The following is a 12,156-nucleotide window of genomic DNA, read 5'->3' as shown; positions in this document are numbered from 1 at the left end:
TGGCACAGTAAATATCTTAAAAGCCTGGTGAGAACAATGAAAGCCTACTTACCTGTTGGCCAAACAGCAAAGACCAGGGCAGGCAGTTTAAGCCGAACATTTCCATGAGTTGCACATAACTGGTCCTGCATACTTGATTTTTCCCCACTGATTGGAATATATTACAATATAGATACATATGGGAGGCTTACCGCATGGCAAAACAACGTACCTCTGGCTGGCGCTCTCCGCATCGCGCGCTGGCGGACCCGCTGCGCATTCGCTTGCTCGAAGCTCTCTGGGAACGTCCCCAATCGGCCAAAGAACTTGCCGAATGGACCGGGGTGCCCTCTGACCGGCTCTACTATCATCTCACTCAGCTCGAAGAAGCCAAGCTCATCGAGATTGCTGAGTACCGCCGCCTTTCAGGTGGCAAGGTTGAGCGCATCTATCGCCCAACGGAAGTAGAACCGCCCGGAGATGTAGCCACGCCCGAAGAGCTCGCGCACTTCCTGAGTGCCTCACTTGAGGCCACACAGGTCGATATTGCTACGGCGGGAGCGGCCCAGGAAGCCGGAGAGAGACGGGATATCTCGCTAGTCCGGACCACGCTCCGTTTGAAGGAGGCTGAGCTAGCTGAGCTGCGCGGCCACATTCTTGAACTTTTACGTAAGGCGCAAGAGGAGCCAGATGATGAAGGGACCTGGACGCGCGTCGTCTTCGCCCTGGTTGATCTGCAAGCTCGCAAGCCGTCCACAAACGGGGGAGATTCAGCATAAGCTGAAATACGCGAGATGGGGGATGCAGCCGAAGCAGGTATGCCCCATCTCGCACAATTTTTACAGGAAAAGGAGTTCCAATATGATACATCATGTCTGCGAGACGGAAGGTCATACTGTAGTCTTGTCATCAGGTATATTCCAGAAAGGTCAACTGCCGAAATTGGCGGCCCGGGCCAGATCCAGGGTGTCCTCCACAGGGACGTGGGAAAGGAGCGCATCCCATGGAAAATAAAGTACAGCCAGCAGTGGCAACACGCGTGCTTAGCTTGTTGTCCAATCAGAAGTTTAAAGCCGTCGTCGCTCTCGCCTTTGGGACCTTTCTGTTTATTCTTCCTACTCCCCGCTCGGCAGTAGCGCCGATCGATACGGCCTTGCATGCTATTGGTTTGCTCAGCGCTTCAGCCAGTAACTTCGAGCGTTTTTTCGCCGCTGCTCTGGTGGTGCGCTGGCTGCAAGCCGTGCTATTGCTCCTGTTTGTGCTTGTAGTGCTACGCGAACCACTATCATTTCTGGGCATCCGTTCACTACGCTGGCGCGATGTAGCGCTGGCGGTGGGACTTGGAGTACTGGGGCTTGCTTTGAACACTGGATTGAACTTGTTATTGACGGCCTTTGGAGTTCCGGCCGACACGAGTTCGATTACTGGCCAGATTATCACATCGCTTAGTCTAGCTGGCCACCTCCATCTTATTGCGAACGCAGCAATATATGAAGAGCTGTTCTTTCGGGGCCTGCTCATGGAGTGCCTCATCCGCATCTTCAATCGGCCGTGGCTTGCGGCCATAGTTTCCTATGCCCTCTTTGTGGGCGGCCACTACCTGAGCGGCAGTGCTTCGCTGGCACGAACCCTGACGGTTGTTGGTGTGGGCACCCTGGTACTTGTAGGGCTCTATGTGCTGCGCCGCAATGTCACGCTCTGTATGATCACGCATGCCATCATGGATTCGATAGTGGTGTCTCCTTAATACTCTCCAAAGGGAACACCGCTTGTAGCGATCGGTGGAAGAGTTAGGCGGGGGCAAGGAGGTCAAAGCCAAAAGAGGAAGCAAAGGTGGCTGATAGATGAGGTCATAGTTGCCAAAGCGAGCGCGGGCGAAGCGCACCTGTTCCTTGATGGGAGAGTATCCCCACGTGGCCCAGGTGCTGAACCAGAGCAGCCACTCCTCCCTTCCGGAAAGGGACTGAGAGAACAGATGCCGGGATCACCTGGATCGTGACCGAAGGATGCGCCAAGCGATTCGCTAGCAGCGATTCCAATGGAGCACTTCGCCCAGCGGCTTGCGCTCAGCGGGTTTGAACGTGCTGCCCAGGGTATAAGCTACGGGAAGCAACGCAGTTTGCATCACCTGCTCGTATGGAATACCCAGCACCTCAGCCGCTTCTCGCTCAAAGAAGAGATGGTAGCTAGTTAAACTTGTCCCCAGGCCACGCGAACGTGCGGCTAACATAAAGCTCCAAGTGGCTGGCAAGATTGATCCCCACAGACCGGCTTGCTGGACGACCGGGAGGTGTTCGCTGCGGCCCTGCATGCAAGGGATGACATGGACAGGGACGTTTTGGAGATGCTCAAGCAAGTAGTCCGCCGATGTGGCTATTCTGGCATACATGGCTGCCTGCTCCTCAGCTAAGAGGGCTACATCAGCGGTCCGCTGCTTGACGTATTCCTGAATGACTTCCCTTCCTTTGCGATAGAGATCCGCCAAGGCCTTGCGCTGGGCCGCTTCAGTGATCACAAGAAAATGCCAGTTCTGTTTCGCGCCCGCACTGGGAGCCTGCACGGCGAGTTAGAGGCATTCGATGATGACCTTCGCTTCGACTGGGCGCGTCAGGTCCAGGCGCTTACGTACGGTGCGGGTGGTGGTGAGCAGTTCATCGATGGAAAGGTCGAGCAGAGGCATGAGTGTATTCCTTTCAAGATCATTCAGATGGCTTGTTGACAGTGACGTCGGAATATGGCAGGATGGAACTGATCCCTTGTCCTCCTCCAGTGTAGTCTGACGACAGGCGAGAAGCAAGAAACAATCGGAGCGAGATGTCTCAGCTTCGACAAGGAAGGTAACATGTCTCAATTTGCGCGTTTTACGCACTCGCAAGCTCCTACGAGCTGCCCTGATCGATCTCATCGAGGAGCGTGACTTTGAAGCGCTCACCGTGGGAGAGATTGCGGAACGCGCTATGGTGAGTCGGGCTGGCTTCTATCGCTATTATCAGGATAAATATGATCTGGTTGAACAACTTTTCGAGGAAGCAGTGCAGGCCATGATGAACGAGCTTGGCGAAGAAGCTCACACGGTTCAAAGTTCCGAAGAAACGCAAAGAAGAGTTCCTGGTCACGCGCCGTTTTTCTCATCTGATAGAGCTCTTGATTGTTGATGAAGCTAACATATGAAAGGATGCTGGTTTAGAGTGGTGCGTGATTTCGCTGATAGAGGTGTATTTGGTCTTGTTTTACTTGGGATGCCAGGTCTGGAAAAACGTCTGATGCGTGCCCCACAACTCTACTCACGAGTTGGCTTCGCACATGAAATGGAGCCGCTGTCAGACGAGGAGACACGCGATTTTCTGGAAAAGCGCTGGAGCCACCGAGTGAAAGCCTTTTCCGATGATTTTACGAAGAAAGAGGCTATTGCCACCATCTTACGCATTACGCGAGGGAATATCCGCTTGATCGAACGACTGATGATGCAAGTGGAGCATGTCCTTGTGGCAAATCAGACACAGATCGTGACCAAAGACGTTGTTGAGACCGCACAGCAGAATCTGATCATCGGGCCAGGTTGAGAAGTACGATCTTGATGAGGTTTGAAGGGTGAGCCCCCATTAGAAATCAGTGTGACGAGTACTTCCGGTCAATCCATAGAGCAGGAGCGCGACAATCTGCTCAGGCAAGTGCTCATCCAGGGGACGATCGGTGACCTGTGAACGAGCCAGGAGTGGCCCTATCGCGGCTTCCACAAGAAAAGCAGCATCGACCTCCTCAGAAAGCTCTCCACGTTCTTTGGCTCTCTGGACAATCGCATTGGCTCTACTCAGGCGATCGCGCCAATAGGCATGGCGCACGTCTTCTAATTCCGGCTGGCTGTTGTGACCTACGACAATCTGAGAGATAGCCTGTCCCAATGGTGTCTGGATGCGTGCAATGATCCCACACAGCAGTTCAAGCAGGTCACTCTGCAGGCTTCCTGTATCAGGCGTAGGTGTAGAGAAAGCACTATAGTTCTGCAACGCTTCCGCCACAATCGCTGCCTTGGTTCCCCAGCGGCGAAACAATGAGGCTTCATTGACCCCTGCTTGCGCAGCAATGTCTCTGGTGGTCATCCCCTCATAGCCACGCTCTCGTAACAGCTCAAGTGTGGCCGCAAGCACGGCCTGTCGAACACGTGCGCTTCGCCCTCCAGGGCGTTTTTTCGGTTCTGCTTCTCTCTGCTCCTCTTTGGGGGCAGGAACGGGAAGATGCTTCTTCATAGCGATAGTATACCAGAGAGTGGAAGAAAAGACAAGTGTCACTTGCTTTTTCTATCACTCTCTGGTATACTTTTTTTAAAGCAAGTTATACTTGTTTTAGTAAAACAATAAGATCAAGAAGGAGACAATTATGGCGACACTAAACACACAGGGAATCTCGCTCTATTACGAGGTCTATGGAAATCCCACCAATCCTCCCGTTTTGTTGTTGTCCGGCCTGGGTGGCTCGGGAAAAAGCTGGAGCACCCAGATCGATCGATTTGCCACAGACTATTACGTTGTCGTGCCAGATCACCGGGGCACGGGACAATCCACGCATGCGCGATCAGGCCACACGACGGTGCAACTCGCAACCGACATGGCATCTTTGGTTGAGCATCTCGCTGTGGGTCCGATGCACGTAGTTGGCGCGTCAACCGGCGGAGCCATTGCGCAATACATGGCATTGGACCACCCGCAGACGGTCTGCACCCTCACGATGGTCGCATCATTCGCCCACTTCGATGCTTTTAGTACGCGCGAGTTCGAGGTGCGGCGCAAAATGGCAGCCGAATGGGACAGGCACACCCTCTTTTCAGGATATGCGCTCTTTCTCTTCTCTCCCAAATACACGCGCGAGCATCCCGACCGGGTGATGGAGTGGATCGAACGAGCGGCAGTGCAACCTGCGGAACCGGAGGACCGTGAGATCGCCTTGAAGCGCATTGACATGATTATGGCGCACGACGCACTTCGACGACTTGGTGAGATACAGCAGCCGACGCTAGTTGTTTGTGGCGATCACGACTTCTGCACCCCCTTGCCGCTCTCGGAAGAAATTGCCCGCGCGATCCCAGGCTCCGAACTCGTAGTCGTGCCCGACTGCGGCCACCTGATCGAGGAAGAAAAGAAAGAGGAGTTCTTTCAGATTGTCAGCACCTTCATCGGGGGCCACCGATAGTTTTCCTGTCGGCAAGAAAGAACTCCTTTGATAAGAAAGAGAAGTGTGAAAGGAACCTTTGTATGGAGATTGCAGGAAAAGTGGTCTTGATTACTGGAGCTTCGAGCGGGATCGGGAGGGCCTCGGCTCGTCTGTTTGCCCAGAGGGGCGCGAAGCTGGCTCTGGCAGCCCGCTCAGCTGAAAAGTTGAAACAGCTTGCCTCAGAATTGCCGGAAGCTCTGGCGGTTCCGACCGATATGCGTGATGAGGCCGCGGTACGACGGATGGTGGCCCAAACGCAGGAGTATTATAAGCGCATTGACGTGTTGATCAATAACGCCGGGCAGGGGCTCATGGTCCCGATCGAGAAGGTGAATCTAGAGACGTATCGCTCCGTCTTCGAATTAAACGTCGTCAGCGTCATCGCAGCGATGCAACAGGCTATTCCCGTCATGCGAGCTCAGGGAGGGGGCGTGATTATCAATATCAGTTCAGGCACTTCGAAGTTGCCACCAGAGAAATACAGGACGAATCCCGTCGGTCCCTACGCCTCCACCAAGTACGCGCTCAACGCCATTACACTCATAGGCCGCCAGGAGCTTGCTGCCGACAACATTTCCCTTGGGCTGGTTTATCCCGGAGTGACCGCAACCAACTTCTTCAACGCCCTCGCAGAAGGCCGCCAGTCCGCTTCGATGCCTGCCAGTGCGATGCCTGTCGAGAGCGCCGAGTCTGTCGCCGAAAAGATTCTGGAGGCGGTAGAAACGCAGGTGGCGGAGGTCTATACAGAGAACTTGAAAAAAGCTCTCTTCCTTTAGATGTTGTTCTTTCATCAGGACGCCTTCACGTCTAGACGAGAGGCTCATCTGTTGTTTGACTTTTCGCGTTCATCTTGACGGGTCGCCCAGTTGGTGCTTTATGTGCAAGAGTGCGTTTCCCTATCACATCAGCTGGGCTTCCCTCGTCACTCTTCCGACGCATCGCACTGCTGGCAGTGCTCGATCCAAATGTCGTAGTCCGAACCGACCGCGCAGCCGTATCCCGAGGTGCGGCCAAGGAGATCCGTGGTGCCCAGGCCACAGCCCGCGCATTCAAGCTTCTCCTGGAACGCACTCAGTTCGCACAACTGGTACTCGTGGACGGAGCTGTGGAAATTGTGATAGCCGATCCTCTGGCCCCATGTGGATGGTCTCTGTTCCTCCTCCTGCGTCTCACTCTCGGGTGTGGCAAGATTGTTGCCATTGAAGTGGTCGCCGATCCTGCACACCTGCACCAGTTGCGCCTGGTGGTGCTTCCCTCCTCTTGAGCCGTCGCCCGTCAAACGCTGCGTCCATGTTCGGCAATCAAGCCCATGCTCGTCTTCATTAACAGAGGGAGGCCAAGAGGCCCGCATTCCCTTTGATGGAGTGCAAAATCGACAGTTAAATGAGTTTCAAAATCGTCCTTTTTATGCATCCTAACAATTGGGCAATATCCGAGAAGTTTTCCCGGGTCGTCAGAAGTATACTAAATTCAACTTGATTGCTTAGGAACCAGGTCAACACATAGAGGCACAAGAAAGGATCGAGAGATGTTCACCAAAATAGGCGCAATTAGCGTAGGAGTCAGCGATCAGGACAAGGCCCTCGATTTTTATGTAAACAAATTAGGCTTTGAAACGATAGACGATCAGCCCATGAGTGAGACTGAGCGCTGGATAGAAGTTGGTTTGCCCGGCTCGCAAACCCATATCATACTCGGCCTGCGTAATCAGGGCTGGGGCGACAGAACTGGTATGACTGGCTTCATCCTGCATACCGATAACATCGAGGAAACCTGCGCAAAGCTTAAAGAGCGTGGGGTTACTATTACTCACGAGCTGGCCACCGAACCCTGGGGCAAATGGGCTCAGTTTAGCGATCTTGACAATAACGAATATGGTATCTGGGCGCCCGCCTCGTAAAAATCTCCTCTCTCAAAACCGATCTTTCACGCAAGATAGATCGGTTTTGAGAGAATCCTACAGAAGCCTGAAGTCAACGCGCAAGCGTCTCTTGCTATTCTGCTGCTTCGATCAGCTCAAACTCCTCAACGATCAGGATGGTTTCATCAGTAAGCGTATATCCCTCTTCCTCCAACCAATCCTTCCAATCTCTGCGGTGCTCCTGCCTGAACTCCTCACTATTCTCTCCATTTCCCTCACCTCTCACCAGGCGTGGATCAGGATTGCCAAAGGTGGTCTGGAAAATATCAACCATGCGCACATTGCACCAGGGCCTCTGCTCTTTATCGGTGACCGTCACTAATTCGCCTTTATGCGCAAAAATCTCTGTTATCTCTTCCTGTGTATATCCAAACAATGGTGCACAGGTCGCTGTCTTCTTACCATCCAGAATTTGTTGAATCAAGCGCATTCCCAAACCATTATCGCCCTCCCAACCAAATTCTAACTTATGTTCGTAAATATGCATAACTTTCTCCCTGAAAACTTACGCTTTAACATAGACCAACAGAGCATTATGTATTCACCGGCACAGATCTCGTGCCAATGCCTTCTTAACAAAGTCTGGTACTATATTTCAACATTATCATCTGCGAATTGCAAAGCTTGCCGTTGAGGTAAAACTTGATTCTGCCCTGGGGGCAAGCTAGCCGCGACACTAGCCACATGAGCAGCAAGAGAAACAATCCACTGATGCCAGCTGCTTGCCTCGCTTAGCTCTCTATACTCTCCCTCTTCCCCTTTATCCTCAGATGAAAGAAGAGTTGTAGCAGCGTCATACAACCTCTCAGTCAAAAGATTTGGCTTTCCAGCATGCTGAAATCATAGAGCTGAAAGACCGCTTCATTACATGCTGCTATATCTTGATTTTTCCCAGCCTGGATCAACTGGACCCTCACATCTTCAGGAACATTTTCCCAGTATGGTAATCTGATTTTTCGGATATTTTGAGCTTGAAATCTAAAGTATCCTCCTCGCATTTTTACTGAATAAGCCCCAATAAACAGAGTAGCAATGGCTGATTGCAACACAGCTTTTAAGGCATGAAGATCCCAGCTTGTTGAGGTAATAAAGTAGAGGTTATGATGGGGATAATATGCACCTTTATCGTATACAACGAAAGGTTCTCCCTTGATGTCCGGGATCATGAGCTCGGGTTGAGATCTCAGGGAAATATTTACCTTATCGATCGTTCTGTACCAGTCATGAGTCTTTCTTCTGGCAACATGTCTATTTTTTATTGCTTGCTGATGCAAAAGAAAGTATTTCCTTAATTCAGGATATGCATCAAGAGATACAAGCCTTCCAGCATCATCAAATGGATTCACTAAGACATTGCCGGACCATCTAATTTCTCCAGATTTGATATCTTCTGTTGTGACAAGAGGAAGTTTGCGATCTTCCTCTATAAAGAGGTTTTCTTCTTTGCTTATATAAACCCTATCACACCCGGATACGACCCCTATGCCAACTTTACATCCAACTTCCTCTAAAAATGGAAAGGTACGCTCAAGGCGTAACAGTAGATTTTGCTCCTCATTCGCTAAATTGAGTATCCAGGGTCGCGTTCCCACTGTAACATCCTTTTAAACCTGAACAAATAAGCAAAAAACATTTCATCTTACATTGTATCAGCTATGTTATAGCTTTCCTGCCGCCAGTATAGCAGATAGAGCCAGAAAGAGCTCACTTATCATGAAAAATAGAATAACACTCATAGCTTGATTAGCCTGACCTGCAGATTTTATGGATCTTCTCGATTTTTATGACTATAAGAAATACTTATGTATCCACCAGGTAATGGCATGCAGGAAAAGCGCCAGGAATTTTTATCGCTCAAATGCAGAACAATAGCAGCACGTCACATGATATTTTCTCTTCTAGAAACCGCGCTCTAATCAATCATGTTCTTTTCTTTTAAGGCATCAAAGATCAAATGATCTACCAGAGAAGTCTTCTCGCGATCAGCATATGGAAGCCAGCATACTTCTTCAATCTCAGAGGAGGCACTGATCGTTCCCGCGAACTCAGCCGTATAGCAAGTCATACGGACGAGGATACCTTCCGCTTTCCCATGAGCCTGAGCCTCAAATTTTCCAAAGAACTTTATACTCCCCGGGCGCAGCTCAACATCCAGCTCTTCCTTGACTTCTCGCCGCAAAGCTTGCCAATCAGTTTCAGCGGGCTCGCGCTTTCCCCCAGGAATATACCAGGTATCCTTGCCCTTTGAGCGCGTACAAAGAAGGCGCTTATTCTCGATATATATCCAGGCCAGTTTATCAATAACGTTGGGCATTGAAAATCCTCTTTCAATTATTGTCGAGTATAGTATAGCTATCTTCCAGCTTCCAGGCAAGCTATACATCGCCTTGAAGTAGCCATTTTCGTGAGCTGACATCCTCCTTGTGAGGGACCCGAAAAGTAGCTTCCAGTCCCTCAATCCGCCAAAGTTTATTCAGCTTATCAGGCCTGGTTCACACGTCTCACCCTTGTTCTGTCGCAACCGAAGTCGCTGTCAGGCCATGCGGCACCCTTACCAGTACTGTCAGGATTACCGCCAGCAACAGGCAGGCAGCCATGAAAACGAAGCTCGCCCCATTGCCGCCGGTCGCGCCATTGAGATAGCCAACGACATAAACACCCACAAAAGAACCCAGGGCCCCCATACTATTAATCAAGGCCGTCGCTTCACCAGCGACCTGGCGCGAAAGGATCTCGGGCGGGATGGCAAAGAACGGACCATACGGCGCATACATGCAGCCACCGGCTATCACTAGCAGCAGGAAAGAGAGCCAGAAGTTAGAAGCCCCAATCGCATACGAGATGTAGAAGGCGATAGCTCCTGCCAACAAAAAGGGCCAGACAAACAATTTACGTTGCAGCGTGCGATCAGAATAATACGAAGCGATCACCATCAATATAATCGCGAGCAGATAAGGCACGGCCGAAAGCAAGCCAGTAATGCCCAGGCCCTGCTTCGATCCCTCTTTAATAATTGAGGGTAACCAGAGCACGAAACCATAGACACCGATACTCCAGAAGAAGTATTGCGCGGCAAGCAGGATTACGCCAGGTTCACGAAAGGCGGCCCAGTAATTCTTGACGCTCTTCGTGCCCTGCTGCTCTTTGTCCAGTACGCGCTCAAGTGCCTCGGCCTCCGCCTGTGGGAGCCATTTGGCCTGCGTTGGTCGATCATTGGCAATGCGCAGCCAGATGAAGGCCCAGATAATAGAAGGAATGCCTTCTAGAATGAACATCCATTGCCAGCCAAGCAACTGAATCAGATAACCCGAAACAATAGAGGCCCATAATACTGTCACTGGATTGCCAAGAATCAAAAATGTGTTGGCGCGCGAACGCTCCCCTTTGGTGAACCAGTGGATCAGGAAGACGAGCATGGCCGGCAAGACTACGCCTTCAACCACGCCCAGCAAGAAGCGATCAATGATAAGCAAGGGAACGTTGGTAATGATTCCTTGTAGAGAAGCAAATATTCCCCAGGCGATCAGAGCCCAGAAAACAAGCTTTCGCGCGCTACGATGCGCCGCATAGTTGGCACCCGGGATCTGGAAGAAGAAATATCCCAGAAAGAAAAGGGCACTTAATAATGCTGAGATGTTAGCGGTAAGGCCCAGGGTCTTCTCTAATCCCCCTGCAGCACCAAAGCCGTAGTTTACACGGTCGAGATAGGCAAGGCTGTAGGTAATAAACACAACCGGCATAATACGTGTCCAGCGTCCCGGTGCCAGCGCGCCTTCGGATGCCGCCACCTTTGGTTCCATGATAGTTGTTACTCCTTATCTAGCACTACTTCTCCCCATACCTCTAGAATAACTATAGTAGTACTTCTTACTATACAACAATTACATATTTCCCAGCCTCGATTCGCAATTTCTCACTCTCATAAATCACAGTATTGATGAGATTATATATCGCTTTAAAAATAACTATTTACACAACCATAAGCTAGCGGTAGCTTCTCAAGCAGAGATTGCCGTGTGCGCTGCCCCTTGTATCCCTGCTTATTTCACCCGTCACGCAAATCTTGACAGAACACTAAGTCTGAATAAAAAGTCCTTTCCCCACACCTCTTGACCCTGACACCAATGTCAAGGTGTATGCTTCACTCAGTTAGTAAGTCAAACGCATTGCATAGGTATAGAGCAGTTCTGATCAGCAAAAGGAGTAAAACGATGATTATAGATGGCCATGCTCATGTGATCCTGCCCGTTGAGCAACAGCTAGCGTTGATGGAAAAGGCGGGGGTTGAACGCACGGTTCTCTTTATGACGAGTGTTCATCCGGAAAGGGCAAGCGATCTGACAGCATTTGAAAAAGAGATGGCCACGCTAACCGCTATTATCTCAGGACAACGGAATGGCAGCCAAGCTACTTTCGAGCGCTCTGCACAAGAGCATATCAAGATTGTCCAAGCTTATCCAGCGCGCTTTATTGGCTTTGGCGGAGTTCCAGTGGGGCTCACCCACCAGGCTACTGCAGAATGTTTGCAAAAATATGTGCTTGAGCCAGGCATGCGCGGTATCGGCGAATTTACCCTTGCCCCTGGTCAGATCGACTTGCTGGAACCGATCTTCGCGCTCTCCAGTGAGACTGGCAATTTGCCGCTCTGGGTGCATACCTTCATCCCGCTCACCCTTGAAGATATCCGCGCCTTGATCAGGCTGAGCCAGCGCTATGCAAGTGTCCCGCTGATCCTTGGGCATCTCGGCGGCCTTAACTGGATAGAGACCATCAAACTGGCAAAAGAGCTTCCTCAAACTTACCTGGATCTTTCCGCGACATATACTACCCTTGCACCAACGCTGGCGATTCGCGAGCTTCCAGAGCGCTCGCTATTCAGCTCGGATGCTCCTTATGGCAATCCGCTGGTAGCGCGGACTATGGTCGAACAGGCCACTACAGACCCAGGCATTAGAAAACTGGTCCTTGGCGAAAACATGGCAAGATTGGTGACCAGATAGTTCTCTTGAAGAGGCAAAAGGGATGCTGAATCGGCATTATGTAACATA

Annotated in this window: 14 protein-coding genes and 1 pseudogene; 9 read left to right on the top strand and 6 right to left on the bottom strand. The window is 51.0% G+C overall.

Translation table 11 applies throughout. The annotated features are described in order from the left end of the window. The first annotated feature begins 194 nt into the window (after positions 1 to 194). Together EPA93_RS10750 and EPA93_RS10745 are read left to right on the top strand one after the other, a co-directional pair. Positions 195 to 758: an ArsR/SmtB family transcription factor gene (locus EPA93_RS10750; protein WP_129887271.1), complete on the top strand. Its 564-nt coding sequence runs from the start codon at positions 195 to 197 to the stop codon at positions 756 to 758. Positions 759 to 982: 224 nt separating this feature from the next. Beyond that, entirely contained in the window at positions 983 to 1,726 is a 744-nt protein-coding gene (locus EPA93_RS10745) for a CPBP family intramembrane glutamic endopeptidase (RefSeq protein WP_129887270.1), read from the top strand. A gap of 276 nt (positions 1,727 to 2,002) precedes the next feature. On the opposite strand, the pseudogene EPA93_RS10740 reads toward EPA93_RS10745, so the two are convergent. Further along, positions 2,003 to 2,659 (bottom strand): annotated as a pseudogene (locus tag EPA93_RS10740) (nitroreductase family protein). A gap of 172 nt (positions 2,660 to 2,831) precedes the next feature. Between EPA93_RS10740 and EPA93_RS10735 the strand changes: the two are divergent. Both EPA93_RS10735 and EPA93_RS10730 read left to right on the top strand, forming a co-directional pair. After that, complete coding sequence (locus EPA93_RS10735; RefSeq protein ID WP_129887268.1) at positions 2,832 to 3,134, top strand: TetR/AcrR family transcriptional regulator; 303 nt, start codon at positions 2,832 to 2,834, stop codon at positions 3,132 to 3,134. A gap of 33 nt (positions 3,135 to 3,167) precedes the next feature. Beyond that, positions 3,168 to 3,542, top strand: coding sequence for a TniB family NTP-binding protein (locus EPA93_RS10730; RefSeq protein WP_129887266.1), 375 nt, complete (start codon positions 3,168 to 3,170; stop codon positions 3,540 to 3,542). Positions 3,543 to 3,581: 39 nt separating this feature from the next. On the opposite strand, the gene EPA93_RS10725 is transcribed toward EPA93_RS10730, so the two are convergent. After that, positions 3,582 to 4,226: a TetR/AcrR family transcriptional regulator gene (locus tag EPA93_RS10725; protein WP_129887264.1), complete on the bottom strand. Its 645-nt coding sequence runs from the start codon at positions 4,224 to 4,226 to the stop codon at positions 3,582 to 3,584. Positions 4,227 to 4,356: 130 nt separating this feature from the next. Here EPA93_RS10725 and EPA93_RS10720 point away from each other — a divergent pair, with 130 nt between their 5' ends. From EPA93_RS10720 to EPA93_RS10705, 4 genes are all read left to right on the top strand, one after another. Next, positions 4,357 to 5,166: an alpha/beta fold hydrolase gene (locus tag EPA93_RS10720; protein ID WP_129887262.1), complete on the top strand. Its 810-nt coding sequence runs from the start codon at positions 4,357 to 4,359 to the stop codon at positions 5,164 to 5,166. 62 nt (positions 5,167 to 5,228) lie between these two features. After that, positions 5,229 to 5,963 carry an SDR family oxidoreductase gene (locus EPA93_RS10715; RefSeq protein WP_129887260.1) on the top strand — a complete coding sequence of 245 codons (735 nt, stop codon included), beginning with the start codon at positions 5,229 to 5,231 and terminating at the stop codon, positions 5,961 to 5,963. A gap of 110 nt (positions 5,964 to 6,073) precedes the next feature. Beyond that, on the top strand, positions 6,074 to 6,451 hold the full coding sequence (locus EPA93_RS10710; RefSeq protein ID WP_129887258.1) for a sigma-70 family RNA polymerase sigma factor family protein: 378 nt from the start codon (positions 6,074 to 6,076) through the stop codon (positions 6,449 to 6,451). A 264-nt stretch (positions 6,452 to 6,715) separates the two neighbouring features. Further along, positions 6,716 to 7,087, top strand: coding sequence for a VOC family protein (locus tag EPA93_RS10705; RefSeq protein ID WP_129887257.1), 372 nt, complete (start codon positions 6,716 to 6,718; stop codon positions 7,085 to 7,087). Between the two features lie 94 nt (positions 7,088 to 7,181). On the opposite strand, the gene EPA93_RS10700 is transcribed toward EPA93_RS10705, so the two are convergent. The 4 genes from EPA93_RS10700 to EPA93_RS10685 all read right to left on the bottom strand — a co-directional run bounded on the left by EPA93_RS10700 (position 7,182) and on the right by EPA93_RS10685 (position 10,908). Further along, positions 7,182 to 7,595, bottom strand: a complete 414-nt coding sequence (locus EPA93_RS10700) for an ASCH domain-containing protein (RefSeq protein WP_129887255.1) — start codon at positions 7,593 to 7,595, stop codon at positions 7,182 to 7,184. A 322-nt stretch (positions 7,596 to 7,917) separates the two neighbouring features. Continuing rightward, positions 7,918 to 8,700 (bottom strand): TaqI-like C-terminal specificity domain-containing protein, encoded by a 783-nt coding sequence (locus EPA93_RS10695; protein ID WP_129887253.1) that lies wholly within the window; start codon positions 8,698 to 8,700, stop codon positions 7,918 to 7,920. A 320-nt stretch (positions 8,701 to 9,020) separates the two neighbouring features. Beyond that, positions 9,021 to 9,422: an NUDIX hydrolase gene (locus EPA93_RS10690; protein ID WP_129887251.1), complete on the bottom strand. Its 402-nt coding sequence runs from the start codon at positions 9,420 to 9,422 to the stop codon at positions 9,021 to 9,023. 187 nt (positions 9,423 to 9,609) lie between these two features. Further along, on the bottom strand, positions 9,610 to 10,908 hold the full coding sequence (locus tag EPA93_RS10685) for an MFS transporter (RefSeq protein ID WP_129887249.1): 1,299 nt from the start codon (positions 10,906 to 10,908) through the stop codon (positions 9,610 to 9,612). 411 nt (positions 10,909 to 11,319) lie between these two features. Between EPA93_RS10685 and EPA93_RS10680 the strand changes: the two genes are divergently transcribed. Beyond that, entirely contained in the window at positions 11,320 to 12,108 is a 789-nt protein-coding gene (locus EPA93_RS10680) for an amidohydrolase family protein (protein ID WP_129887247.1), read from the top strand. Positions 12,109 to 12,156 lie beyond the last annotated feature (48 nt).

The organism is Ktedonosporobacter rubrisoli, assembly GCF_004208415.1.
In the GTDB taxonomy this organism is placed as follows: domain Bacteria; phylum Chloroflexota; class Ktedonobacteria; order Ktedonobacterales; family Ktedonobacteraceae; genus Ktedonosporobacter; species Ktedonosporobacter rubrisoli.
This window is presented reverse-complemented; position numbering and strand designations above follow the sequence as displayed.